Source organism: Gloeocapsopsis crepidinum LEGE 06123, from assembly GCF_015207655.1.
Taxonomy (GTDB): Bacteria; Cyanobacteriota; Cyanobacteriia; order Cyanobacteriales; family Chroococcidiopsidaceae; genus Gloeocapsopsis; species Gloeocapsopsis crepidinum.
This window is the reverse complement of sequence record NZ_JADEWN010000023.1, coordinates 21,708-47,280: the sequence shown is the minus strand read 5'-3', so window position 1 is coordinate 47,280 and position 25,573 is coordinate 21,708. Positions and strand designations below refer to the sequence as shown.

Here is a 25,573-nt window from a genome sequence, read left to right as displayed (position 1 = left end):
TGGAGAATTATGATTTGCTGCAACTTTTAATTGGTATAAGTACAAATCTTTTTTCTAGTACTATAAATTGCAACTAATTATGTCTCACCGTGATTTATTTGCCCGTAGTGCTTTGGCTAATATTCCTAAAATTTTGACATTACTTGATCGCAATCCACATAGCCCAACTTATGGCTGCTTCGATCGTAACTTTTGGCACTACAAAATTATTGACTTTCCTAGCGGCATGGCACAGGAATTTGTGTTACCGCTTGCCTTAGCTTACAGTACAAATACACTAGAAAATCCTTTCTACCATCAGCAAGTTATTCGCGATTGGGTAAAAGCAGGAATTATTTATGCTGCACAAAGCGCGCACCGTGACGGTTCTTGCGACGATTACTTTCCTTACGAACGTGCGAGTGGGGCTGCCGCTTTTTCATTACTAGCTTGCATTGAGAGTTACACGCAACTAGGGTTAGAGAATCCTACACTATTGCATTTTTTTTCGCGGCGGGCAGATTGGTTAGCAAATTATCAAGAAAGTGGGCAATTAAGCAATCATCAAGCGTTAATTACACTATGTTTATTGCGACTTTCTGAGTTATTCCAAACATCTCGGTGGCGTCAGGCGATCGCTCAACGTTTAGAACTCGTATTATCGTGGCAAAGTTCTGAAGGATGGTTTCAAGAATACGAAGGCTGCGATCCTGGCTACCATACCATGACAATTTCCTGCTTAGCAAGAATTTATCAACTCCAGCCTGAGGTGCGGTTAAAAGAAGCACTGATCAAAGCTGTAAACTTAGCAGCACAGTTTGTTCATCCTGATGGTTCTTATGGTGGAGAATACACGAGTCGCAATACTTATAATTTCTTTCCCCACGGTTTTGAGGTTATTGGGCACTGGATGCCAGAAGCTTTACAAGTCAGCGATCGCTTTTTAGAAGGACTTGCCAAAGGACTAGCACCTTGTTATGCCGACGATCATATTATTGGACATCATACGTGGAATTATTTATTAGCATGGCGTGATTTTGTCCCACAGCGCCCCGCACCAATGGTACACCCTCAAGGACGAGTCTGGCTCAAAGAAGCAAAAATTTTAATTGAACGCCGCGAAAATACAGAGTTATATTTAGCCCTAAACAAAGGAGGGGTATTTAAACTATTTCGCAACAATCAATTAGTTGTATCAGATACGCAGATTTCATTCCAAGTTGAAGTCAAAGGTAAACTCAAAAACTGTGTTGCTCATCTCATTGATACTTATAACATTAATATCAACGACGAAGAGATAACAATCGCTGGTGCTATGGGTTGGGCAAAGCAAAAGCAGATGACACCGTTAAACTTACTGATTTTACGTATTGTCATGCTCACTTTTGGACGCTTTTTTCCTAACTTAATTCGTAAGTTACTACAAAATATGCTAATCACAGGCAAACAAAATGCTCCTTTTTACTTCATGCGAAAATTACGCTGGAGTCAAGGAAAATGGTGCGTGACTGATGAAGTGCATACTCAAACATGGCATAACGTCATTCATGCTGGCATTAGTGGAGATCAAACTTCAATTTATGTTGTTATGAGTCGTACATTTCAACTAAATCAATTACAACCGTGGATAAATTTAACACCAAAAGTTAGAACACTGTCTGTTGGAGAAGCATTAAAGATAGAGCGTTATTTTTGATTTAGATAAGTATATTTATTTCAATTTACTTTAATGAAAAGATTTTTTTCTATCTGTGTTAGCCTTTTCATCCTTGGAATTATTTATTGGAAAATTGACTTTCCTCAATTATTGCAAGTTTTACAAAATAGCAATGTTTGGTGGCTGGTAATTAGTTTGAGCATGGTTGTTCCCTTAACTCTCCTTACTTCATGGCGACTGCAACAGCTCATGCCTATAGACAAACGATTAGGATTTGGTGAAGCAATTCGTTTAATTCTAGCAGCAAGTGTCTTAAATATGGTTTTACCATCAAAAATGGGAGATATTGCTAAAGCTTTTTTTATGAAAGAACGAGGGCAAATAAGTAGTTCACTATCCTTATCTTTGGTAGTTTTTGAAAAAGCTTGCGATCTGCTTTCACTACTTTTATGGTGTGTATTTGGCTTGCTATTTTACTCACAACAAAATTGGTTATTTTGGGTAATGACAGCTAGTGTTAGCTTAGGATTATTTTTTGGTGTAATGTTACTTGCTTCGCAACAATTTGCACAAGTTTTTTTTGATGTTGGTAAATTTATTCTACCTAAACTTAGCTCAAAGCTAGCAAAACTACAGTCCTCTTGGGGGCAAATGCATAATTACTTTTGGCGCGATCGCACTCACTTGTTGCTAATAGTTACAACTTCTATATTTATTTGGTTTTTACATTTATTACAAATCTGGTTTTTTATTTTTGCTATCAACGCTTGGACACCTTTTTTGGCTAATCTAGCATTATCCCCTTTAGCAATTTTGGCAGGGCTATTACCTTTAACTTTTGCCGGAGTGGGAACCCGTGATGCTGCCCTGATTGTATTCTACCAACCTTATTTTAATGCACCGACAGCCGCAGCTTTAGGACTACTGTGTACTTCACGATATATTATACCAGCGATCGCTGGTTTACCTTTTCTAGGACAATATTTGACAATGCTACAAACTATCCGAAATGGAAAGCAATCTATCCGTTATTAACTCGTGATTTTTAATTGAGTAAAATGGGCAAAGAATCTTACTTAACCTTTTACAAATCTTTGTTTTCACCCCAAAGATTACCCTGGGTTATTATTGCTTTTGGGACTTTTGTTCGCTTAGTGCAATATCTCTACAATCGCTCTTTATGGAACGATGAAGCTGCACTTGCCTTAAATATTGTCAATCGTTCCTATGCTGAATTACTCCAGCCTTTAGATTACGATCAAGCCGCACCGATTGGTTTTTTATATGTAGAAAAACTCATAACTCAAGTGTTAGGCAATTCTGAATACTCTTTAAGGCTATTTCCTTTCTTATCAGCAATTATTTCTTTATTTGTTTTTTATCAACTAGCTAAACGATGCTTACAACCTTTGGCAACTACTATTGCTTTGGCACTGTTTGCTAGCTTACATATTATTGTTTACTACGCTACGGAAGTTAAACAGTATTCGAGTGATGTTGCGATCGCAATACTTTTGTGTTTACTTTTAGTTAACTTGAATCGCACTAATTTGAATCTAAAACGGATTGTAAGTTATGCCCTTTTAGGTGCTACTACAATTTGGTTTTCCCATCCAGTTATTTTTGTTTTAACAGGGATTGGCATCGCCCATATTTTAATTACACTAATAAACCAGCAAGTCACTCAGACTTTAAAACTTATACTAGTGTATCTATTTTGGGCAATTAGCTTTATTATATCGTATTTTGTTTCACTACAAGCTTTAACTAACCAAACAACTCTAATAAATTCTTGGGAAAGCCGCGGAACATTTCCAACATCTTTTTTAGACTTTTCGTGGTTGTTAAGAACATTTTGGGAGTTTTTTCACAAACCTTTAGGTTTTCCAGATATTTTTTTGGGAATTGCTATTTTTGCTTTCTTTGTAGGTCTTTCTACATTAATTAAAACAAAACAAAAAACTTTAATGCTATTGCTATTGCCAATCGTTGTTACTTTATCAGTAGCTTACTTAAAACTTTATCCTTTTGATGGCAGATTAGTATTATTTTTAACACCATTTTTCATTTTAATCATTAGCGAGGGAATAGCAAGAATTAAACAAAAAACTCGTTCGACAAAGTTAGCAATAATAGGCACATTAGTTTTAATATTACTACTCGTTCCTCCAATAGGTACTAGCATATACCTAGTTATTCAACCATATGAAAAGCAGGAAATTAGACCAGTTATTGCTTATATTAAAGAACATCAACAATTGCACGACACTATATATGTGTATCAAAGAGCAGAATTTCAGTTTAAATACTATGCTCCTAAATTTGGTTATCAAGTAAACGACTACATTATGGGTATAGATGATTTAGATAAACAAGATGGACAAGGTATTTCAGACTTAGAATGGCAAAGATACATTCAGGATTTAAACCAATTAAAAAACTATTCAAGAGTTTGGATTGTCTTTTCTCATGTACGTAGTTGGGCACAAGAAAGTGAAAGAATAACATCTTACCTCAATACTTTTGGTAAGCAAACTGACGCTTTTCAAGAAAAAGGCTCATTTGTGTATTTATATACTTTTACTAAATCTTAAATGATTAATTTTTTCTTATTATATTAACTTTTAGGTACAAGATACATTACATTATTGTTGATAACCTACCCTTATCAAACTAGTAAATAACTAAATACTTTCTATATTTTATTCACTGCAAGAGTAATTAAAAGACAATATTTTTTGCTGGTAGTATTTTCAGCTTTAAAACAAAAGTATCTACTACATGCGCTAGCTATAAACATACCATTTCTTAACTTTATTTACGATGATTAGTTTACGTAGGTCTATTTTTTTTGCTGCTCCTAAAATTAAACTTAATGCCAAGTTTATTTGGTTAATTCTGAGCTTAACCTTTGCAATCTTTTATGGGGTATTAGGTTTAAAAATTGCTTTCAGCAGTGATTACGTTGTTCAAGACGATGCTCGTCAGCATATATTTTGGATGAGGCGTTTTTTAGATCCCCAACTATTTCCTAACGATTTATTAGCTGATTATTTTCAATCAGTTGCTCCATTAGGCTATACCACTTTATATCAAATCTTTGCAATGATAGGCATTGATCCTATGTTGCTTAATAAATTTCTACCTATACTTTTGTGTACGATAACAACAGGCTTTTGTTTTAGTATTTGCTTGCAAATGTTTCCTGTTCCGTTCGCGGGCTTTCTGGCAACTTTACTACTCAATCAGTATTTATGGTTGCGAGATGATTTAGTATCTGGTACGGCAGTAGCGTTTGTATATCCACTATTTACAGCATTTATATATTATTTATTACGCCATAATTTATTCTTAGTTTGCCTAGCGATCGCACTTTTAGGTATGTTTTATCCTCAGGGTGTATTCATCTGCGCCGGTATTCTAGTTTTGCAGTTAGTCTATTGGCAATTCGGCTGTATTACATTTACTTCAAATCGACGCGATTACTTATTTTGTGCAATAGGTTTAGGAGTAGCCTTTCTCGCTTTATCAGTTTATGCATTAAAGTCTTCAGATTATGGTCCAGTTATTACAGCAACTGAGGCTAGAACCTTACCAGAGTTTCAAACAACAGGTTTGAGCCAATTTTTTGTCAATATTCCTCAGCATTTTTGGTTTACTGGGCAGCGTAGTGGAATTATGCCTAAATATGGAACGATATTACCAATTTTGGCGACCCTGTTTCTGTTTCCTATGCTGCTTTTCTCTCAAGTATTTCCTTTAGTCAAACAGTTAAATTCAAAAGGATGGCTTCTGGTACAAATTACCATAGCATCTTTACTCATGTTTTTTGTTGCCCATGCACTGTTATTTACCTTACATCTACCAACAAGATATACCGAGCATAGCTTGAGAATTGTAACGGCGATCGCTGGAGGAATTGCTATTGCAATCCTATTAGATGCTTTATTCTACTGGGTTATCAATACTAAGCTCAATTCACAGAAATGTCAGTGGTATGCTTTAGGAACAGCTACTTTATTATTTACCTTAATTACTATATCGCCCTTTGTAGAAAAGTTTCCTAAAACTGACTATGTTATAGGGAAATTTCCACCCCTATATGAGTTTTTTGCCCAACAACCTAAAGATATTCTCATTGCTTCTTTAACAGAAGAGGTTGCTAATATTCCTTCTTTTTCTCAACGTTCTATTTTAGTAGGAGGAGTTGGCTTTCCTATTCCTTATCATAAAGGTTATTACGCACAAATTAGACAACGAATGAATGATTTAATTGCAGCACAATACAGCCCTGATTTGCAACAAGTACAAAGTTTTATTCAAAAATATCATATAGATTATTGGTTGGTAGAGAATTCAGCTTGGGATACTGCATACATATCTGGCAGCCGATGGATTAGGCAATATAATGCTGCTCATCAAGCTGTCAACTTATTACAGCAGGGTAAAATACCAGCTTTAGCTAAAGAAATAAACCAATGTTTAGTTTTTCAAACAGGTGATTTTGTTGTTTTGCAAGCTACTTGTATTATGCGTAACAAAAAGAGCTTCTAGAGCACTTAATTGTATTCTAAAATTTATATACTTGTACGATTGGCACGAACATGACGTAAGGTAATAATGATGAGAGTCAGCAAGGTAATCGGAATAATAAAGGCTTGAAATACTAAGCTAAATATAGGCAAACCATCGTGCTGAGTAGAGTACAAAATTAGATATGCTGTATAAGCAACATAATAGCCAAGAAAGAGAATTCCTTCCCAACGCGAGATGACATTACCTGTAAAGAAAATTGGCAAGCAGGCGATCGCAGCTGCAATCATGACAGGAATATCAAACCGTAGGGCTGAAGCAGAAACGGCAATACCATCTGGGGAGAAAATACTCGCTAAGCCTAACACTGCCAAGATATTAAAAATATTACTGCCAACAACATTTCCTACAGCAATATCGCGTTCACCGCGCATACTTGCGACAACAGAGGTTGCGACTTCAGGTAAAGATGTGCCTGCTGCAACTATTGTTAATCCAATAATCAACTGACTAACACCAATAGCTTGGGCGATCGCGATCGCACCATTAACTAACCATCGCGAACCAATGACAAGCAATACCAAACCGCCAATAATCAATCCTAAGTTAACCAACCAAGTAGTTCTACCGTAGTTACCATACTCTTTGGCGTATTCTTCTTGCACCGCAGCATCTTTTTCTCTACGGCTTTGGTAAACCAAGAAAAGAGTATAAATAACGCCGCTAAGGAACAGCAAAATTCCATCAAGTCTGCCAATCCTACCGTCAGAACCTAGCAAGTGAGTCAAAAACGATACACCAATCATGATAGGGACATCAAACTTGACTAATTGCTGAGATACGAGTAAGGGGGCAACTAAGGAAGATACGCCCAAAATAAATAAGACATTAAAGATATTACTACCAACAACATTACCCACAGCAATATCTGCTTGTCCAGCAAAAGCAGATTGTACGCTGACAGCAAGTTCTGGTGAACTTGTGCCATAGGCAACTATGGTTAAACCAATAACTAAGGGTGATATACCTACACTAGCAGCAAGCCGCGATGCTCCACGCACTAATATTTCCGCGCCCGCAACTAGCAGTACCAACCCGATAATCAATAAAAAGATTGTTGTAATATCCATAAACGTTATAACATCACTGGGTCCAGTTGCCACTTGCCTTGACGCATAGCTAACAATAAATGTTACGCGATCGCCATTCAACGTGCGGAAACTAGACCCAGTTAATTAAACAATGAAGAACTCAAACTCCAGTTTAGGCTTTAGCGCTTACTACCCGCAGCATTCCGTACTGGAACCATTTTCATATAGTCAATGTTGTAAGCAGAGACACCTTGAGCATAGTTTTGCTTCGGTGCGATCGCAGCTGCCATATCGCGATATTTGCGGGGGTCGCCTTCGCGTAGCTGACGCTGTTCGTACTTGCGGCTGTAAAATTGCTCTAAAGCAAAACGCCAATCGGTTGTGACAGTTCCAGCTGTTTCGCGGAAATCTTCACCATAGCGGGGAGTCACTAAGTTGAAGGGACGACCTTCCATCCGCTTACGCTGATAGGGTACGGTATAGTCACCGAAATTATCAATGTACTCTTCGCTATCAAGCAAGGCATCAACAAAGCCGTGGAAGCCTAGCGTACCAATTTTGATTGACCAAGCGATTTGTTCATCTTTGTTGAAAGATGACCGACCAAGGAAGCGCTTTAAGCAGATGTCAACGAGACGATAGTTATTGTTGACAGCAACAACCATTTCGTAAAATCGTTCTGACTTTGCCAGCCCGCGAATAAAATCTCGTACGGTGATAGCACGATTTTTCAGTTGCGATTCTAGCTGTGACTGACGGTTTGCTTTGAGGATTTCATGTTCGCTGAAAACCTGGCGATAAGCTGCCCAGATCAAGTCTTGAATCTCTGCTGGCGAGTTAGCATCCTCCACACGGTAAATGTATGGAGTTTCATCGTCAAGGTCTGCAACGCCAAAGCTGCTGACGCGGTGATTTTGTGTTGTAGGTTTGTACTGAAGCAACGGCAATGCCATGCTGGTATCTCCGTTTCAAATAAGTTTAATTGTCAAAAATTGGGGAAATTCAATTTATCCAGCGGTTACAACCGGACAGGGAAGCTAGCTGAAGGATTGACTGAAACTGGTACCCCTTGTTTATTATCCCGTGTCATGTCCGGAATTTGGATGTTAGCAGTACTAACCGAGGTAAATCGTACTTGTCGAGTGTTAATCGAACTTGCCATTTCCATGAAGTTATTGATATCGCCCCATTTGTAGCGCTCTTTTTCTTCCTTGTCGCGCCAGTAATCACCATAACGTGGTGTAACCAAATTAAAGGGACGATCTTTAAAGCGACGGCGCTGATACGGTACTGTGGTATCGCCAAAATTGGTTTGGTATTCTTCACTATCAAGCAAAGCATCTACAAAGCCACTCCAGCCCATAGTCGCAATTTTAATCGACCAAGCAATTTCTTCGTCTCGATTGTAGGGCGCGCGACCAAGGAGTCGTTTTAAACCAACTTCTACAAGTCGGTAGTTAGAATTTGTCTCGACAACCAAGCGACGAAAGCTTTCTGATTTAGCTAATCCACGAATGAAGTCGCGTACGGTAATCGCACGATTTTTCAGTTGTGATTCTAATTGTGCTTGGCGATAAAACTTCAGCGTTTCATGTTCGCTGAATACCTGACGGTAGGCTGCCCAAATTAGTTCTTGAATTTCGCCATCAGAAGCGCAGTCTTCTAGACGGTAAATCCAAGGAGTATCCTCGTTGGGTACTTCATAACCCGACACCCGCTGGTTTTGGGAACTTGGTTGATATTCAAGTAAAGGAATTGGCATAGTTTAAGAAAGTTATGAGTGTTGAGTTGTGAGTGTTGAGTTTAAGAAAATTTAATTCAAAACTCTTTATGATTCAAAACTTTTCATTACTCCACTGTTGGATTAGCAGAAGGAATGTAACGATAAGGTAAAGCGGTTTCTTTAGGTTTAACCGCACGTTGTACTGAATTTTCGCTGCGAGTCATATCAGGAATATCCAGGTTTTTGATCTGTGAGGTAACACTAGCAACTGTACGTTGATAATTGCGCTCATTAGGTAAAAGACCTCCTGCCATAGCGAAAAAGGTATCTGGAATTGCTTGACGTGCAGCTTCTTGTTTGGGCATATTTTGTGTTCGTCGTACCTGATAATAAGAACGTCCTGATATGGATTGTAAGCTCTGGCGATCGCGCCAGTACTCTCCATAACGCGGATTAACTAAATTAAATGGACGTTCGTTAAAGCGACGGCGTTGGTATGGAACTACATCATCGCCAAAATTCTGCCGATACTCTTCGCCATCAACAACCGCATCAATAAATCCATTCAAGCCACGAGTTGCAATGACAATTGACCAAGAAATCTGTTCGTCTTTACCGTAAGATGCTCGTCCTAAAAATCGCTTAAAGGTAATATCGACTAAGCGATAGTTGGAGTTTGTTTCTCCTACCAATTCACGATAAACTTCCGATTTACCTAAACCACGAACAAAATCTCGTACTGTAATTGCTCGATTGCGTAGTTGCGATTCAAGAAAAAGTTGACGATGCTTTTCTAAAATCAAGTGTTCGCTAAAGATTTGTCGGTAAGCTGCCCAAATTAGTTCGTTAACGTCTGTATCCGAAGTGACATCAGTCATCCGATAAGCTCTCGGATCGTCTTCGTCCGGAACTTCGTAGCCAGCAACTCGTTGATTTTGTGTTGTCGGGGTAATTTCGAGTAGTGGTATTGACATTTTGGCAACCTTATTATAAAAAAACAGAAATTTGTAAAATTTTAGTCTGAAGTTATACTGAATAATTGCGCTTGAGCAAATTGCACCCGCGATCGCACTGCAGCATCTTTTTCTGTTGCTAAAAGTTGCGCAAACTTGCCCTGAATTTGAGACGTTAGTTCCGACGTAGTTGCTAGCCTTTGCAAGCCCACAATCGCAGCATAACGAATCGACCAATCAGCATCTTGGAGAATCAACTCCAAAGTTTCTAGCGCTTTTACTTGGGCAGTACTGCGTTCATTTGTTGGTAGTTCACTCCAACGCAAAGCACCCAAACCTTTAGCAGCCGCGCGGCGAACACTAGGAGCAAAGTCTGTCGCAGCCGATGCGAGTAATATATCTAAAGCTCGTGGATCGGCGATCGCTGCTAATGCTCGAATGGCATATGCTCGTGCGCCGTAGTTGTAATCATCCAGTTGTTCGATTAATGGTTGTACTGCTGGACTACCAATCTGAATCAATCCTTGTACAGCTGCCACTGCTGCAGTGGGATTGTTATATCCTAAGACCGCAATCAAGGTTGATATCCCTGCTTCGACTTCAGCAGATGCCAAATCCTGAACTGCTGCGACTAAGCGCGGGGCAGAGTCTGCTTGTTCGACGGCGCGAATGAGAGCTTGAGCTTCGGTCATTGAGGAGTCAGGGTTTATAAAAGTGAGTCCATTAGGGTCATGACTTGGATGGTGTCTTGAGTTGGTGCTTCGTGTAGTTTAGCTTGATGTTCTAGCAATCCTTTGAGCGCCAGCAGTTTGAAACTATTTTCTACAGCACATCGAGCGATCGCCTCTCTTGCTGGTAAATAGCCAATTGCGCCTAAATCGCTTAACGCAGTGCGACGTAGTTGTAAGTCATTACCTTCTAAGGCTTTTACTAAGCTTTGACCGTAGCTATCTTCCTGCGTCAGCTGATACATTGCTCGCGTAGCCGCATACTGTACTTTAGCTTGGGGATGTTCTAAAAAAGGTTGAATCAGTGATATTGCCTGTTTTGCTTGTAGTGCCCCTAAAGCTTCAATTACCGAGTCATACGGTTGAGTCAAGTGCGGACGTCCTGGAACTGGTACAGCTTCCTCTACACCACCTGTTAATAATTCCATCAATGGGAGAATTGCCGCTGGCGCGTCTAACATTCCTAGGGATTGAGCAGCTGCTTCGCGTACGTAATAATCCTCACACGCTAAACAGCGGATCAACCCAGGTACAGCTTGCGTGTCACCGAGTTTTCCCAAAGCTCTCGCCGCGTTTCGTCGCAGCGGGTATCCGCCTAATTCTGTGCGATCTGCTTCATCTTCTAAAGCTACAATTAAAGCCTCTACTGCTGCTGGCATGTTGACGCGAAATTTGCCTAACCACCAAGCAGCGTAGTAACGCAAGCTCAAATCAGGCGATTGCAAGTTGGCGATCGCCTGTTCTACAGTAAGTCCTTCTGTTTCCGCGGCGGATTGTGACCAATTGGACTGCATTAGTCAGAACTTTTAGCATCAATGCTTAACGGTTGAATACTGACAATTTTGCCACCCAGGCGGGTAATCCGCTGCATTTCCTCATTCATGCGGTTGTAGGGGACTGTAACGAATACACTGCCACTACGACGAATATCGTAGTTATTTTTGTCAGCTTCTTGATTCTGACGCAAGCCTACAACTTCATAACGAAATACACGACTAGCATTAGAGGATATTCCTCCATTACCAACAGTTGTTTGACCAAACATTGCTGCTTTGTATCTCCTTTCAAAAGTTTTGAGTCGTGAAGTGTTGAGTTTTGAGTTAACCTCATAGATAAATCAAGGAAACTAAATTCAAGTTTTGAATTTTGAATTAGAAGAATTTTCTTAACTCATAACTCATAACTGAGAACTCGTAACTCCGCGAAGCGGTAATTAAGGTGAGATGTAATTCTAGCTGACTCGTGGGTTGCTATCTAGTCTTTATCTGCACCTGCAGCTTTATTTTTACCTTCAGCTTTTAAGTTTTGTGTCACTGCTGTTGCTTCACTTTTAGCTTGCCCATCGCCTTCAATTGTCAGCGGTTCAATGCTCACGATTGTGCCGCCCATGCGGTGAATTCGCTGCATTTCTTCGTTCATCCGATTGTAGGGAACGCTAACAAAGAAACTACCGCTACTCCGAATCGGATAGCTCAGTTGATCGTTTTCATATGTCTGACGCATTCCTCTGACTTCGTAGCGAAACATCCGATTTTCGGCGTTGCTGAGTCTGCCACTGCCAAGTCCAGTTTGACCAAACATTTTTATTTGTATTTCCTTGTAGTATTTAAACTTTGAATTGGGGTACGAGCAAGAAGCACGAAGCCTAAGAAATTTCTTTAGCCCCTAGCTCCTAGCCCCTAGCCCCTATCTCTTATGCTGGGGTGACGCTGACTATTCTGCCACCTTTTTTGGTGATTTCCTGATACTTTTGTGAAAGACGCTCGTAAGGCACTAAAAACGCAGTGCTACTCCGGCGTACTTTCGGATATCCAGGCTGGAGAATTCCAGTAACTTCAATGCGGTACATCCGTCCGCTTTCTTCAGGTGTTCCACCAAGTGCTTTTCTTGGTGCAGCATCATTGGGAATTGAAGCGTGTTTCCAGCTAGAACCACTACTACCCGCAGGTTGCACAATATTGGAAGCTTGATTGCGTCCAAGTTCGCGGGTTAATCGAGGAGATTTACCGCCTACAGTTCCGCGATCGCTTGTTGCATATCCGCGATACAGCCGGAACATCCTTGTAAAACCAGTGGTTTGCACGCCTGGTTCTACCATAAAGCCCCGATAATACGGAACCACATTATTGCCAAAGCTGTTTTCGTATTCAATGCTATCGATATGCGAATCAATCTCAGCGTCGTATCCCTGTTCCTCACACAACTGCGTGTGATAGGCTAGTTCCTCTTCACTATATGGTGCCCGACCTAAGAGATGCTTGAAATTGAGTTCAACAAAGCGTTGATTTGAATTCGGATAGAAAAACTTGTTTTTGTATAAATCTGATTTAGCAACGGCACGGACAAAATCTCGAACTGTAATATTTCCTTGCCGTAATAGCGATTCAGCAGAGGTTAGACGTTCTGCTTGCATCACATAATCGTTGCCCAATACCTGACGATAAACAGCACGAATAACTGTTTGAATGTCATCTTCTGTCCAATCAGGTCGCAGCTCAACTCTTGATGAAGCATCAAATGCCGAAAGACCGAGTCGCCCTGCTGCTGCTAAATTGTTCACCATTAAAGCACTCATCAACGGTTCTCCCAACGCAATAAATTGTGATTGTGCAAAATTGGAAAAACAATGCCCGGAAAAATTAGCAACTGCTAGCTTTTTGTGCCAACACTCGCTTACTCTTCCGGGCACCGCACCTGAATACTAGCTCAGGGCGTTGATGGCGTAATCAAGGTAGGTGTTGGCTTCGTTAGCTGCCTGACCTTGCAAGCCGTGGTTGGACTTGATATGCTTTAATGCTTCGACATACCAGCTAGGAGATAGGTCGAAGGAGCGGTTGATTTCATCCAAACCAGCAATTAAGTACTCATCCATAGGACCTGTACCACCAGAAACTAGGCAATAAGTTACCATCCGGAGGTAGTGACCGATATCACGAGCACACTTAGACTTACCACGCGAATCAGCAGCGTACTGAGGTCCCTGCATTTGGGTGGTGTATGGGAACTTTTGATAAACTGCTTGAGCAGCTCCATCGATCAATTGCTGCGACTTTTGAGTCAAAGCTCTTGCAGCTTCCATGCTAGCTGCTGCGCGGTCAAAGCGACCATTGATAGCTTGTAGTTCAGTGTTGCTTAAAAAACGACCTTGGGTATCTGCAGCACCAATTGCTTCTGTAATTGGGGTTTTCATTGTTGCAATATCTCCTTTTTGTTTTCTCGTAGTTTACTTAGCTATATGAGCTTTGAAAATATTAGGCAACAGCAGAAGCAGCGCGATCAAAATAGCTAGCTACTTCAGACATTAATTGGCTACAATCACCTTGGGTAATACCGTTGGGGTCGTTAGCGATCTTGATAGCAGCATCTTTCATTTTTTGTACGCCAGCAGCAACTGAACCACCAGGTACGCCCAAAGCTTGATAAGTTTCACGCAGACCGTTCAAGCAGCGATCGTCGAGTACGCTAGCATCTCCAGCCATGACAGCATAAGTTACGTAGCGTAGGATGATTTCCATGTCGCGCAAGCAAGCTGCCATACGACGGTTGGTGTAAGCATTTCCACCTGGTTGAATCAACTGGGGCTGCTCTTCAAACAAAGCACGAGCTGCATCAGTCACAATGCTTGAAGCGTTGCTAGTGATGCGGTTCACTGTATCCAAGCGCTTGTTGCCATCTTTCACCATATTGGTGAGTGCATCTAATTGCTCGTTACTTAAGAACTCACCTCTTGAGTCTGCTTGGGATACTACTTTGGCGAATGCATCTAACATCGACTTTATTCTCCTAATGAGCGAAAAGTAGAGTGCTGTTTTTAAAAAATCAGGAATGTTGTTGTATGCAGTTGGAATTGACTGCAACAGACCTTAGCTTCAACACTGTATTCAAGTTTCAATTTTTCTTGGTCGCCGTGAATCGGGGATCAGACGGTAACAAGAGAGAAATCTGAGAAATTGCGTGACTTTTATGAGAAAGTCATTAACTTGATTACGAGTGTTTTTTGTTGCTTTTGCCTGTTACTTAACCCCTCCAGGTACTCTTTATACAATGCCCTCGTGTCATTATTTTTTACAAGTTGTTAAGTTTTTCCTGTGTTTGCTAAATAAAACGTCAAACCCCTATGGCACAAGGATTACCCTGCTAAATCGCCTCATTTCTCTGCAACAAAACTTCACGTATTTATACTTACTGAAGCTAAATATTTTTTCTTTATTTTTTCTTTATTTTTCCCTTAATTACACAATATTAGGGTTTTGGCTGCATATAACATAATTGTATTAAGATAAATTTTATTAAAAAATGTAAAGGAGTTGTGTCTAAATATTTCCATTAGTTGTTGCAATTCTTTAGCTAATAGATATGTGGCAAATAGCTAAGCAGAACATCATGATAGCGATCGCTATCCGGCGACGTAACACTTGTAAAAGCGTGGTAAGGCTAGCTGGCAAAGGCGCGATCGCCTCAATTGCTTCTCTAGTAACAGGATGCTGTAACCTAAGTTTCCAAGCATGGAGTGCTTGTCCAGGAAGATTGACACCAACTGAATGACCAGAATTATAAACAGGATCTCCGACGATTGGATGACCCATAGCAGCACAATGAACGCGAATTTGATGCGTACGTCCTGTTTCTAGCTGAAAGTGCATCAAGGTATAGTTACCTAATCTTTCTTGAACCTGCCAGTGAGTAACAGCAGAACGTCCTCCCTTTTCTATAGAAACAACAGCCATTTTTTTACGGTCTACTGGATGACGACCGATAGGAAGGTCAACTGTACCGCTTTCAGTTTTAGGAACGCCATAGACAACGCCTAGATATTCCCTACGGGCAGTTTTCGCTTTGAGTTGTGCCTGGAGATGTTGTTGCGCAAAATCCGTTTTAGCGACCGCGATCGCACCTGTTGTGTCTTTATCCAGGCGATGCACAATTCCAGGACGCTGTACGCCGCCAATACCAGGTAAGTTAGGGCAGTGTGCGAGTAAGGCATTGACTAATGTACCTTTAGCATGACCTGGTGCTGGATGAACGACTAAACCTACTGGTTTGTTAATAATTAATAGCGAGGCATCTTCATAAAGAATATCTAGCGGGATATTTTCCGGTTGTAAATCTAGCGGTTGCACATCAGGAATTTTAATTGTGATGCGCTCACCTGGTTTTACAGTAACTTTTTTGGACGTACAAACTTGATCGTTAACTTGTATTTGTCCTTGTTCAATGAGGTGTTGGATACGCGATCGCGATAAATCAGGTAATTCTTGTGCCAAATAACGGTCAAGGCGATCGCTTTGTGCTTGTACTTGAATGTCGATTATCAATTCAGAATCAACTCAACAAAAGTCATCAATTTCTATTGTGACTAATATAAATTCTGTTTTGAAAATGAACTGCATTCGGCTGGCAACTTGCTACATATTTTTTGAGAGTCTTACACTATTAAAAATCAAATTTAGTGATACAGGAAGTATTTCTTTTACTGCTACGTTTTGCCGTTAGACCCCAAGACACAACATCAACACTTTAGATAACATTGACGACTTCTACGATTTCAAAAACTTTGTAGTACGTTTTTAATACACTGTACTTTTGTAGTATATATACTACAAAAGTACAGTTCTTATATACTCTGGTAACGTGCCTTTCACAAAAGTAGACATCAACATATCACTTGTAGAGCAGTTGGTCGCCGTACAGTTTCCCCAATGGGCAGACCTTCCTATCAAGCCAGTTGCATTCGGTGGAGTGGACAATAGAACCTTTCATTTAGGTGAGAATATGTCCGTGAGACTGCCAAGCGCCCAAAGGTACTCCGCTCAAGTAGAAAAAGAACACCAATGGTTGCCGAAACTTGCGCCACTTCTACCGCTTCCAATCCCTATCCCTCTAGCGATGGCTATCCCTGGCACTGGTCTATCTACCGTTGGCTTGAAGGAGAGAACGCTGCACCTGAGCGCATAGCTGATCTCTATCAATTTGCGATCGCGCTTGCTCAGTTCCTTGCTGCCTTGCAGCGGATTGATCCAGCAGATGGTCCGCCGCCTGGGTCGCATAACTTTTTTCGTGGTGGGTCGCTAACAACTTACGATGCGGATACTCGACAATCAGTGGCAACGTTAGACAATGAGATTGATACCAACGCAGCGATCGCGGTGTGGGAAGCAGCCCTTGAGGCAACATGGCACGGTTCACCCGTTTGGGTTCATGGAGATGTCAGTGCAGCGAACTTGCTAGTGAAAAAAGGACAATTGAGTGCTGTCATTGACTTTGGGTGTTCAGGAGTCGGCGATCCTGCCTGCGACTTGACCATTGCGTGGACACTATTGAGCGGGGAAAGTCGGCAAGCGTTTCGTGCGTCTGTTCCAGTAGATAGCGCAACCTGGGCGCGAGGTAGAGGTTGGGCACTATGGAAGGCGCTGATTACACTTGTCGAACATATCAAGACCAACCCCTTAGAAGCGGAAAAAGCCCGACACGTAATCGATGAAGTGCTTACTGATGCTCAGCAAACCGATGATATATGACTCATCAATATGCTCAAGAAAACTATTTCAGAGATGACACCACATAATACCAATGCCGCATTCGCCGATGCCCTCCAACTACTGATGTCACTTTACGTAGGGAAAACTATTTTGAGGAAGAATTTTACTTAAAGCTGTGCGACCTTTAATTTATGACCTCTGTTACATGAGCCATATCTATCTTTCCCAGTGGGCGACAGCTAGATAAAATCTCATGCATCTTTACAACCTTACCAATTACAGCGATCGCTGGTGCACTGAATTCTTTTGCTTCCATCTGTGCTGCAATTGTGGCTAATGTGCCTGTTAGTTCTTCTTGTTCAGGGCGCGTACCCCAGCGAACTAAAGCTATGGGGGTTTCTAAACTTAATCCGGCTGCGTGTAATTGTTCGATAATATGGGGCAGATTGTGGATTCCCATGTAGATCACAATTGTTTCGGAACCATGAGCGATCGCCTGCCAGTTAACAACTGGGCTATACTTTCCTGCTGCTTCATGTCCTGTTACAAAAGTGACTGAAGAACTGTAGCTACGATGCGTTAATGGAATTCCAGCATAAGCCGGTGCAGCTATACCTGAAGTAATCCCAGGAACAACTTCAACAGGAACTCCAGCTTTCACTAAGTCCGCCATTTCTTCACCGCCGCGACCAAAAACAAACGGATCGCCACCTTTTAGCCTGACGACAATTGTGTTATCTCTTGCCTTTTCAATGAGGAGTTGCGTAATTTCTTCCTGAATTAACGAATGACGTCCCCGACGCTTTCCCGCATGGATTTTTTCTGCCTGTGGGTTAATCATCATTAATATTGCAGAACTGACTAATGCATCGTAGATGACAACATCGGCACACTCTAGCAATCCCTTACCCTTCAGCGTCATTAATCCTGGATCTCCAGGTCCTGCACCCACCAAATAAACCTTACCCAATTCCTCTCTCTCTGTGTGCATTGTGGCTTATTTCTCAACCAAATCCCAGATTAAACTAGCTAACTCAGCACTCGCGCCGATTGGTTCTGTTAAATGTAAATTTATACTTGGGAATCGCATTTGTAATTGCGCTACTGATTGGGAGATCTCATCAGTAATCCCTCCTGCAAAGAGAAAGTAAGGTGCAATGCCAATTTGCTGATAACCTGCATTTACTAGCGCTTGTACGCGTGATTCTAAACTTGGTGCTATTGCCCAATATGCATCTACGGCATTCAGTTGCTTTGCTATTGCTTTGACTGGCTCTTTTGCACCAGGGCGGCGACTGCCGTGAGACAACAAAATCCAAGTTTCAATGTCCTTCGTAGCCATCTTGGCTAACAATTGCACTAAACCTGGATGCGTACCAAGATGTGGTTGTAAATCAAGTATGACTTTTTCTCCTAAAGTTTGTTGAGCGATCGCAACTTGAGCAGGAATATCTTCTTTAACGTGCGTTCCTGGTAAGAGAAATACTGGTACGATCTGAACTTTGTTATAGCCTTGAGTAAGGGCGCGATCGCTAAATTCTACGATTTGCTGTACTAATGACAATGGACTTAGCTCTAAACACGCTTTATCAACCAGTAGCTGCTTAGTTGGACTGATGTCTACAGTAGGCAAGCGATGAAAACGATTGTTTCCAGAACGTTGCTGATTACTTACACTAATTTGTGCTGGCGAGTAAGAGATTAACCTAACCAACTGCTCCATAGCAACTTCTGGTCGCGGGTCGCGACTTCCATGTGATACCAGCAAATAAGCAGATGGCATTAACCAAGTAATATCAATATCGTTATCTTTTAGCTATTATAATTAAAACCTTGTTCATAATTTGTTCTGTATCATTTTTATCCATTTTGTACGACTGTAGCTAAAGTTAAAATCTTGGAGAACTTTGATTGTAACGCTTAAAAATTTAGGTTTTGTAAAAACCTAAAAGGTCAGTAGGTAAAACTCCTACTGACCTTCTAAAATTTATTTTCTACAATCGCTGACTAAGTACTTTAGTGCTTATCAGCAACAGGATCGGCAATGTAGCGGAAGGTAGGCTCAGAATTCCAAGGACCGCGCTCATCTTGCTTACCATTTGTAGATAGATTGTAATAAATATCTACTGTCTCATCTGGCTGAATTTCACCAAAGAACGGATCAGTAAGCTTACCTAGAGAATCTAGTGCCTTCATGAACATTTGGGTGTGCGAGATTTCTCTGGTAAGTAGATGGACTAAAGTCTTTTTAGTACCTTCATCAGGGGCTAGCTTAATGAGATCTTCATAGGTTTGACGCGCACCTGCTTCAGCGGCAATATTAGCCCGTAGGTCACGAACTACGTTGCCACCTTCATTAAGATAGGTAGCTGACCAAGCGTTACCTTGGCTATCTAAAAAGTGAGGTCCCATACCGCGTACGGCAAACAATGTGCTTTTATAAGCTTCTGTTTGATCTACGTTTTTGGTGTGCCCTTCAATCAGTTTGCCCACCATTTCTAAGTGACCAAATTCTTCAATCGCAATATCCTGAAGCATATCTTTGATACCAGGATGCTCGACGTGGAATGACTGTACCCAGTATTGTAAAGCAGCAGAAAGTTCACCTGTTGCTCCCCCAAACTGCTCTAGAAGCAACTGTGCAAAACGGGGGTTTGCCTCGTTGATGTTTACTACGTGGATTGGTTCTTTCTTGTGAAAAAACACGGCGTTCCTCTCTTTTACGGCAGTGATTTAGATTTAATTAGACAACTTATGGTAAAATAGCTGCAATCAACTGACTGGAATTAAATTCCAACAAGTTTGTAATCTTTTTACAATATTAGTCTTGATAACTAACTCATACTTACTCCGCAAGAAAGATTTCATAACTCTAATATCTCTATCCAAAGTAAGCATCAAGCGGTGCTTTTCTAGCTTTTTTACGGTTAAGCTAAAAGATTAATATAGTGTAGATCTCGCAACATATTTAAAGTTAATTATTATACATTAAATAACCGTAGCGAATTGAGATTAACTGCAATGCGGTGAGGAAACAAAAATAATCTAAGAAGGTCAATTCAAAATATTAAAAAATATTAGTTGTAAGGAATAAAGACTCGTGCTGTTCTCTAAACGCCGCCAGCGGTTAGCAATTCTATTATTTAGCATTTGCCTTTGCGGGGTTTTACTACTTAATAGTAGTTGGGCTGTAACACAACCAGCACCTACACAAAACGCTGATGTATCAGCAATCAAGCCGCTTTCAGTTACAGACAATGTTCGCAAAACCATATTAGAAAATGGGCTAACAGTCCTCACAAAAGAAGTTCCGACTGCACCAGTTGTGAGTGTACAAGTATGGTATCAGATTGGTTCGCGGGACGAAGCACCAGGAGTAAATGGGATTGCCCACCAATTAGAGCATATGCTATTTAAAGGCACTACTGAGCGCCCAATTCAGTTTGGACGTTTGTTTAGTGCTTTAGGAAGTGACTCTAATGCATTTACTAGCTATGACCAAACGGCATATTTTGGCACAGTTGAGCGTAGTAAGCTGCAAACATTGCTAACGCTAGAAGCAGACCGCATGCAAAACGCTTTGATAGATCCTCAGGAACTGGAAAACGAAAAACGAGTTGTTATTTCAGAGTTACAAGGATACGAAAACGAGCCAGGTTATCGCCTTAGTCGTGCTGTCATGCAAGCAGTGTTTCCCAATAGCCCTTACGGATTACCTGTAGGTGGTACAAAAGCAGATGTGCAAAAATTTACAGTCGAGCAAGTGCGTGAATACTACCGCAATTACTATAGTCCAGACAATGCAACGTTAGTCGTTGTGGGAGATTTTGATACAAATACAGCATTGGCAGCGATTAAAGAAACTTTTGGTAAAGTAGCCAATCGCAAGGTAGCAACGCCAAGCAGAACACAACAACTCAGAGCAATCTTAATTCAAAGTCAAAAGCCAACAAGTAGCCAAGATCGCCAAAACAATCAACCACAAACACCTGAAAGCCCAATTGTCCTGCAAGAACCAGGTGCAGCAGCTTTATTACAAACAGTTTATCCTTTACCAGACGTCAATCACCCTGATGTACCAACACTTGATGTCATGGACTATATCATCAGTGAAGGCAGAAATTCACGGTTGTATCAAGCTTTAATTGAAACAGGTTTAGCGAGTGATGCGATGGGTTCAGTTGCTAGCATGAAGTCATCTGGTTGGTATAGGCTAGCGGCAACTGCTGTTCCAGGTCAGGCGTTGCCAAAAATTGACAGTGTTATACAACAGGCGATCGCTCAACTCCAAACGAAAGGAGTAACACAAGAAGAAGTCAACCGCGCTAAAGCCTTAGTCAGAGCCACAATCATTTTAAGTAATCGCGATATTACCTCGCAAGCTATGCAATTAGGCTTCGACCAATCTACGGCAGGCAATTATCGATACAGCGATCGCTATTTGGCAGCAATTGAGCAAGTCACAGCAGCAGATGTCCAGCGCGTTGCTAAAACTTACCTTCAACCACAAAAGCGCACAGTCGGCTTTTTTGAACCAACCACACTTCAAGAAGGATCTGCTGGTACTGAGGAGGCAGTTCAAACACACGAAAGTCTCGCCGCAGGACCACCCGCTGACCCCGCAGAGGTGGCAAAGTACCTCCCACAAATTGAATCGGCAACACCAACAGTACGTCAGTTACCTGAGCAATTTAAACTAACCAACGGATTAGAAGTCTTACTCTTAGCTGATAAAAGTACGCCAACAGTGACACTAAGCGGCTACATCAAAGCAGGTTCAGAATATGATGCCAACGCGACAGCAGGACTTGCTACCCTGACAGCAGATAACTTGATGAATGGTACTAAAACTAAAAATGCCCAGATATTAGCAGCAGCATTAGAAAATCAGGGGGCTAGCTTGGAATTCGCCGCTTTTCGTGAAGGAGTTGATGTTACTGGCTACAGCTTAGCTACCGATTTACCAGTTTTAGTTCAGACATTTGCAGATGTTATGCAAAATGCGAACTTTCCTGCCAATGAATTGGAACTTGCCCGACAACGTGCTTTGACGAATTTAAAGCTAGAGTTGGATTCACCTGCACAAGTAGCGCGGCGTCAATTTCAACAAACTATTTATCCGCCAAACCATCCATACCATAGTTTTCCCACCGCAGAAAGCTTACAACAAATTAGCCGTGAAGATGTCATGCGGTTTTATCAGCAGCATTATCGTCCCGATCGAGTTATCTTGACTTTTGTGGGAGATTTTGAGCCACAACAAGTGCGATCGCTTCTCGAACAGCAACTCAAGGGCTGGCGTTTCCAAGGTGAAGCGCCTACTGTCAATTATCCGCACGTGTCACCACCAAAATCAGTGGTACAGCAAAATCCTGTTCTTCCTGGTAAAACCCAAGCAGTGACTTTTATGGGTTACAAGGGTATTGAACGACGAGATCCACGCTACTACAGTGCCTTAGTGTTAAATCAAATTTTGGGCGGGGATACGCTATCAAGTCGTCTGGGAACTGAAATTCGCGATCGCCTTGGTTTAACTTACGGCATCTATAGCTATTTTCAAGCAGGCAGACATGCAGGTCCATTTTTAATTCAAATGCAAACGTCACCTGAAGATGCAACACGGGCGATCGCCAGCACAATTCAATTGTTGCAGCAAGTTCATACTCAAGGAGTAAACCAAGATGAATTAGATACTGCAAAGCGATCGCTTACAAGCGGTTACACTGTTTCCTTGGCAAACCCAGATCATATTGCCAATCAAATTTTAATCAATGCTGTTAATGAACTGAGTGCTGAAGAACTACGGGCATTTTCGCAAAAACTACAGGCAGTAACTCTTAACCAAGTGAATCAAGCAGCAAAAGAGTTGCTCCAACCAAATAATATTGTGGTAGTGACTGCAGGACCAGGAATAAGTACCACTAACAGATAAAAATTGCGATCGCCTGCAGCGAGCAGTACGCTCAGGTAAAGATAAATTACTTTAAGATAGGAAGTAATACTTTATTAAAATGCTTTAACAGGCGATTCGCATATTGATATACCTTCTGTAGTCTATCTATCTAAAAACTGCTGTCATCGTCATTCCTAATCTATATATCCTCAGTCATCCCATCGGTATCTCATGAACATTCTTAGCAATTTACTATCTCAACCGACTCCAGCCCCGCGTCAAAAAAAGCAACGCAGAGGTATTGAAATTAAATCAGCACGCGAAATAGATATTATGCGGCAATCAGCAAAGATTGTTGCCACTGTGCTCAAAGAAATTTCTGAGATGGTACAACCAGGAATGACGACAGCTGATTTAGATGCTTATGCCGAAAAACGCATCCGTGAGATGGACGCAACTCCTAGCTTCAAAGGCTATCACGGCTTTCCTGGTTCAATTTGTGCAAGTATTAACAACGAAGTCGTGCACGGTATTCCCAATTCAAAGAAAGTTATTCGGACTGGGGATGTTTTAAAAGTAGATACAGGCGCTTATCATCAGGGCTTTCATGGTGACTCGTGTATTACTATTGCTGTTGGCGAAGTTACACCTGAAGCTGCAAAATTAATTCAGGTAGCTGAAGAGGCGTTATACAAAGGTATCGCACAAGTCAAGGCTGGAAACTACCTTATGGATATTGCCGGCGCAATTCAAGACCATGTAGAAACCAACGGTTTTGTTATTGTAGAAGACTTTACAGGTCATGGTGTCGGTCGCAATCTCCACGAAGAACCTTCAGTGTTTAACTTCCGTACGCGAGAAATGCCGAATGTCAAGTTAAGAGCAGGGATGACACTCGCAATCGAGCCAATCTTGAATGCTGGTTCTAAGTTAACTCGGACATTAAGCGATCGCTGGACAGCTGTAACTATAGATAACTCTCTTTCTGCTCAGTTTGAGCATACTGTGTTAGTAACTGATAGTGGGTATGAAATTCTGACAGATCGAACAAAACTTTAGATTATCCCTACAACTAAACTTGAGGCTTCGCATGAGTAAGTCCACAGAGGTGGACTTATTTATCTAGCGGTAAATGTAATTCGCCCTTCTTAAAATGCGATCGCTCAACTGCCTATTATTACGATCAACTAAATGAGTCTTCTGGCATTTCTAATCCAGTTGCCGCAGCTGCATCTTGAGCTATTGATTCTGGCTCGTCAGGGAAGTGTTCTTTGAGCCATTGAGAAAATTCCTGCGTAATTATCTTCCTATAACTTGCTTCATGACTTTCTAGCCAAGCTGCTACTTCTTCATGACCCGTAGCTTTCAGCTCATCAACTACACAAGAAAACTCTAGCATACCGCACTTACCACTATCGCGAATTTCTAATAGTGTTGGCATTAAACTATGAGGACGCTCGTTTTTAACTGATGTCATCTTATTTTCCCTATTAGCTAGGTTGCTCTATCTTCAATAATGCAGCATAAGTTTTCTCAATCAAAACCATTAAAATGCATAGCGAATATGGCAATAGGGCAAGTGTTTTGAACATAACTCGCAGAACTCCTGAACTAACGTCTTCTTCAAGCTCAGCTTATAGCGCACGTTCAACCCGCCAGTCTGAGAGTATTACGGTAAATCAATACTGGCAAATGCAGGATAAAAATATCATCAGTATAAGCAACAATTATAAAGCCCTAGCATAAAACCAGGGCTTGGGCTACAAATATGGGGTTCAGTATATAGAGTAGATTAGGCAAATTGCTCCGCCTATATATTTATCGGTCTGATAGCAGAGAATTATGCAGTTAGCGATCTCTAACTCAGACACTTTTTAGAAAAAATTGACAAGAGTGCGATGCTGTCGTTTCTTTTTACGTAAGATACCACCGCTGTGTAAGAATAATTTACAAATTTGTAGCATTGATTTAGGACATTCACTTATAGTTACTGCATTTAAAGCAGTTTAACCTCGATCGACGTAGGGTAAGAGATTTTTGAGAAAGTCCACAGAAGTGAAAAAACGATGTCTAGGTTATTATCATCTCCATCGACTTGGAATACCCAAGTGTTTTGCTTACGATGCAGTCACTTCAAATAATGCTATTGCCGTACTGCTAGCCAAATAATTAAATCTGCCAATTATTACTCATTGGCTTAATCAGTTTGTAGAATTTTGTACTTCTTATAGGGCAAAGCTAGGTTGTTTAAACCAGTATTAAGACTATATTGTGATAAACATCTATTACTCGTTTAATTGTTAATCAATCCTCACAACTCAAAAGTGAACTGACACGATCGCTTACCGTTACTCTTTTAAAATCCTAAATCTTAGCTGCTGTAACTAAAAACAAGCATCGATATAGCACTCACCAGTTGCATAGTAGCTGATCGCTTCTACTAAGAAACAGTGACGGTGGTACAAATGAGCTTTTTTACTTATGGAAGAAGTAATTCTAGGCTGAGCCTTCTTTTGGTAATCACAGTTGATTTAACA

The 25,573-nt window shown here is 41.0% G+C and carries 22 protein-coding genes and 1 pseudogene; 7 read left to right on the top strand and 16 right to left on the bottom strand.

All coding sequences use genetic code 11. The annotated features are described in order from the left end of the window. Positions 1-79 precede the first annotated feature (79 nt). From IQ230_RS11190 to IQ230_RS11175, 4 genes are all read left to right on the top strand, one after another. Positions 80-1,675 (top strand): hypothetical protein, encoded by a 1,596-nt coding sequence (locus IQ230_RS11190; RefSeq protein ID WP_193932075.1) that lies wholly within the window; start codon positions 80-82, stop codon positions 1,673-1,675. 33 nt (positions 1,676-1,708) lie between these two features. Then, positions 1,709-2,671, top strand: coding sequence for a lysylphosphatidylglycerol synthase transmembrane domain-containing protein (locus IQ230_RS11185; protein ID WP_193932074.1), 963 nt, complete (start codon positions 1,709-1,711; stop codon positions 2,669-2,671). 23 nt (positions 2,672-2,694) lie between these two features. Beyond that, a complete protein-coding gene (locus IQ230_RS11180; RefSeq protein WP_193932073.1) occupies positions 2,695-4,230 on the top strand; it encodes a glycosyltransferase family 39 protein in 1,536 nt (511 codons plus the stop codon). Positions 4,231-4,459: 229 nt separating this feature from the next. Beyond that, positions 4,460-6,190 (top strand): hypothetical protein, encoded by a 1,731-nt coding sequence (locus IQ230_RS11175; protein WP_193932072.1) that lies wholly within the window; start codon positions 4,460-4,462, stop codon positions 6,188-6,190. A 23-nt stretch (positions 6,191-6,213) separates the two neighbouring features. Here IQ230_RS11175 and IQ230_RS11170 read toward each other — a convergent pair whose 3' ends face one another. The 12 genes from IQ230_RS11170 to IQ230_RS11115 all read right to left on the bottom strand — a co-directional run bounded on the left by IQ230_RS11170 (position 6,214) and on the right by IQ230_RS11115 (position 15,979). Then, entirely contained in the window at positions 6,214-7,299 is a 1,086-nt protein-coding gene (locus tag IQ230_RS11170) for a calcium/sodium antiporter (protein ID WP_193932097.1), read from the bottom strand. 140 nt (positions 7,300-7,439) lie between these two features. Continuing rightward, on the bottom strand, positions 7,440-8,213 hold the full coding sequence (locus tag IQ230_RS11165; RefSeq protein WP_193932071.1) for a phycobilisome rod-core linker polypeptide: 774 nt from the start codon (positions 8,211-8,213) through the stop codon (positions 7,440-7,442). A 65-nt stretch (positions 8,214-8,278) separates the two neighbouring features. Beyond that, positions 8,279-9,022 carry a phycobilisome rod-core linker polypeptide gene (locus IQ230_RS11160; protein ID WP_193932070.1) on the bottom strand — a complete coding sequence of 248 codons (744 nt, stop codon included), beginning with the start codon at positions 9,020-9,022 and terminating at the stop codon, positions 8,279-8,281. A gap of 86 nt (positions 9,023-9,108) precedes the next feature. Then, on the bottom strand, positions 9,109-9,957 hold the full coding sequence (locus IQ230_RS11155) for a phycobilisome rod-core linker polypeptide (protein ID WP_193932069.1): 849 nt from the start codon (positions 9,955-9,957) through the stop codon (positions 9,109-9,111). A gap of 41 nt (positions 9,958-9,998) precedes the next feature. After that, on the bottom strand, positions 9,999-10,628 hold the full coding sequence (locus IQ230_RS11150; protein ID WP_193932068.1) for a HEAT repeat domain-containing protein: 630 nt from the start codon (positions 10,626-10,628) through the stop codon (positions 9,999-10,001). Between the two features lie 14 nt (positions 10,629-10,642). Continuing rightward, positions 10,643-11,458 (bottom strand): HEAT repeat domain-containing protein, encoded by an 816-nt coding sequence (locus IQ230_RS11145; protein WP_193932067.1) that lies wholly within the window; start codon positions 11,456-11,458, stop codon positions 10,643-10,645. Beyond that, positions 11,458-11,709, bottom strand: coding sequence for a phycobilisome linker polypeptide (locus IQ230_RS11140; RefSeq protein ID WP_099699376.1), 252 nt, complete (start codon positions 11,707-11,709; stop codon positions 11,458-11,460). The genes IQ230_RS11145 and IQ230_RS11140 overlap by 1 nt, the downstream gene beginning before the upstream one ends. A 209-nt stretch (positions 11,710-11,918) precedes the next feature. Further along, on the bottom strand, positions 11,919-12,245 hold the full coding sequence (locus IQ230_RS11135; protein WP_193932066.1) for a phycobilisome linker polypeptide: 327 nt from the start codon (positions 12,243-12,245) through the stop codon (positions 11,919-11,921). A gap of 112 nt (positions 12,246-12,357) precedes the next feature. Beyond that, positions 12,358-13,239 (bottom strand): phycobilisome linker polypeptide, encoded by an 882-nt coding sequence (locus tag IQ230_RS11130; RefSeq protein ID WP_193932065.1) that lies wholly within the window; start codon positions 13,237-13,239, stop codon positions 12,358-12,360. A 126-nt stretch (positions 13,240-13,365) separates the two neighbouring features. Then, positions 13,366-13,854, bottom strand: a complete 489-nt coding sequence (gene cpcA / locus IQ230_RS11125) for a phycocyanin subunit alpha (protein ID WP_193932064.1) — start codon at positions 13,852-13,854, stop codon at positions 13,366-13,368. A 61-nt stretch (positions 13,855-13,915) separates the two neighbouring features. Next, positions 13,916-14,434 (bottom strand): phycocyanin subunit beta, encoded by a 519-nt coding sequence (locus tag IQ230_RS11120; RefSeq protein ID WP_099699379.1) that lies wholly within the window; start codon positions 14,432-14,434, stop codon positions 13,916-13,918. Positions 14,435-15,007: 573 nt separating this feature from the next. Continuing rightward, positions 15,008-15,979, bottom strand: a complete 972-nt coding sequence (locus IQ230_RS11115; RefSeq protein WP_193932063.1) for an RluA family pseudouridine synthase — start codon at positions 15,977-15,979, stop codon at positions 15,008-15,010. A gap of 457 nt (positions 15,980-16,436) precedes the next feature. Between IQ230_RS11115 and IQ230_RS11110 the strand changes: the two are divergent. Continuing rightward, a pseudogene (locus IQ230_RS11110) lies at positions 16,437-17,182 on the top strand (aminoglycoside phosphotransferase family protein). Between the two features lie 145 nt (positions 17,183-17,327). Here IQ230_RS11110 and cobA read toward each other — a convergent pair. The 3 genes from cobA to IQ230_RS11095 form a co-directional block, all read right to left on the bottom strand. Further along, entirely contained in the window at positions 17,328-18,134 is an 807-nt protein-coding gene (cobA, locus tag IQ230_RS11105) for a uroporphyrinogen-III C-methyltransferase (RefSeq protein ID WP_193932062.1), read from the bottom strand. Between the two features lie 6 nt (positions 18,135-18,140). After that, positions 18,141-18,926, bottom strand: a complete 786-nt coding sequence (locus IQ230_RS11100; RefSeq protein ID WP_193932061.1) for a sirohydrochlorin chelatase — start codon at positions 18,924-18,926, stop codon at positions 18,141-18,143. Between the two features lie 233 nt (positions 18,927-19,159). Continuing rightward, the gene (locus tag IQ230_RS11095) at positions 19,160-19,849 is read right to left on the bottom strand and encodes a manganese catalase family protein (protein ID WP_193932060.1); all 690 of its coding nucleotides are present in this window, start codon (positions 19,847-19,849) and stop codon (positions 19,160-19,162) included. A 394-nt stretch (positions 19,850-20,243) separates the two neighbouring features. On the opposite strand from IQ230_RS11095, the gene IQ230_RS11090 reads away from it, so the two are divergent. Together IQ230_RS11090 and map are read left to right on the top strand one after the other, a co-directional pair. Next, positions 20,244-23,075: a M16 family metallopeptidase gene (locus IQ230_RS11090; protein WP_193932059.1), complete on the top strand. Its 2,832-nt coding sequence runs from the start codon at positions 20,244-20,246 to the stop codon at positions 23,073-23,075. Between the two features lie 192 nt (positions 23,076-23,267). Continuing rightward, on the top strand, positions 23,268-24,095 hold the full coding sequence (gene map, locus IQ230_RS11085; RefSeq protein WP_193932058.1) for a type I methionyl aminopeptidase: 828 nt from the start codon (positions 23,268-23,270) through the stop codon (positions 24,093-24,095). 124 nt (positions 24,096-24,219) lie between these two features. Here the strand turns inward: map and IQ230_RS11080 are convergent, their stop codons facing one another. After that, positions 24,220-24,513, bottom strand: coding sequence for a hypothetical protein (locus IQ230_RS11080; RefSeq protein WP_193932057.1), 294 nt, complete (start codon positions 24,511-24,513; stop codon positions 24,220-24,222). Between the last annotated feature and the right edge of the window lie 1,060 nt (positions 24,514-25,573).

What these genes read in the sequence shown, in the direction of transcription:
- IQ230_RS11120 (WP_099699379.1), bottom strand. Translation starts at nt 14,434, where the DNA reads ATGTTAGATGCATTCGCCAAAGTAGTATCCCAAGCAGACTCAAGAGGT.
- cobA (WP_193932062.1), bottom strand. Translation starts at nt 18,134, where the DNA reads ATGCACACAGAGAGAGAGGAATTGGGTAAGGTTTATTTGGTGGGTGCA.
- IQ230_RS11160 (WP_193932070.1), bottom strand. Translation starts at nt 9,022, where the DNA reads ATGCCAATTCCTTTACTTGAATATCAACCAAGTTCCCAAAACCAGCGG.
- IQ230_RS11155 (WP_193932069.1), bottom strand. Translation starts at nt 9,957, where the DNA reads ATGTCAATACCACTACTCGAAATTACCCCGACAACACAAAATCAACGA.
- IQ230_RS11100 (WP_193932061.1), bottom strand. Translation starts at nt 18,926, where the DNA reads ATGCCATCTGCTTATTTGCTGGTATCACATGGAAGTCGCGACCCGCGA.
- IQ230_RS11180 (WP_193932073.1), top strand. Translation starts at nt 2,695, where the DNA reads ATGGGCAAAGAATCTTACTTAACCTTTTACAAATCTTTGTTTTCACCC.
- IQ230_RS11145 (WP_193932067.1), bottom strand. Translation starts at nt 11,458, where the DNA reads ATGCAGTCCAATTGGTCACAATCCGCCGCGGAAACAGAAGGACTTACT.
- IQ230_RS11130 (WP_193932065.1), bottom strand. Translation starts at nt 13,239, where the DNA reads ATGAGTGCTTTAATGGTGAACAATTTAGCAGCAGCAGGGCGACTCGGT.
- map (WP_193932058.1), top strand. Translation starts at nt 23,268, where the DNA reads ATGAACATTCTTAGCAATTTACTATCTCAACCGACTCCAGCCCCGCGT.
- IQ230_RS11175 (WP_193932072.1), top strand. Translation starts at nt 4,460, where the DNA reads ATGATTAGTTTACGTAGGTCTATTTTTTTTGCTGCTCCTAAAATTAAA.
- IQ230_RS11080 (WP_193932057.1), bottom strand. Translation starts at nt 24,513, where the DNA reads ATGACATCAGTTAAAAACGAGCGTCCTCATAGTTTAATGCCAACACTA.
- cpcA (WP_193932064.1), bottom strand. Translation starts at nt 13,854, where the DNA reads ATGAAAACCCCAATTACAGAAGCAATTGGTGCTGCAGATACCCAAGGT.
- IQ230_RS11165 (WP_193932071.1), bottom strand. Translation starts at nt 8,213, where the DNA reads ATGGCATTGCCGTTGCTTCAGTACAAACCTACAACACAAAATCACCGC.
- IQ230_RS11170 (WP_193932097.1), bottom strand. Translation starts at nt 7,299, where the DNA reads ATGGATATTACAACAATCTTTTTATTGATTATCGGGTTGGTACTGCTA.
- IQ230_RS11140 (WP_099699376.1), bottom strand. Translation starts at nt 11,709, where the DNA reads ATGTTTGGTCAAACAACTGTTGGTAATGGAGGAATATCCTCTAATGCT.
- IQ230_RS11135 (WP_193932066.1), bottom strand. Translation starts at nt 12,245, where the DNA reads ATGTTTGGTCAAACTGGACTTGGCAGTGGCAGACTCAGCAACGCCGAA.
- IQ230_RS11190 (WP_193932075.1), top strand. Translation starts at nt 80, where the DNA reads ATGTCTCACCGTGATTTATTTGCCCGTAGTGCTTTGGCTAATATTCCT.
- IQ230_RS11150 (WP_193932068.1), bottom strand. Translation starts at nt 10,628, where the DNA reads ATGACCGAAGCTCAAGCTCTCATTCGCGCCGTCGAACAAGCAGACTCT.
- IQ230_RS11185 (WP_193932074.1), top strand. Translation starts at nt 1,709, where the DNA reads ATGAAAAGATTTTTTTCTATCTGTGTTAGCCTTTTCATCCTTGGAATT.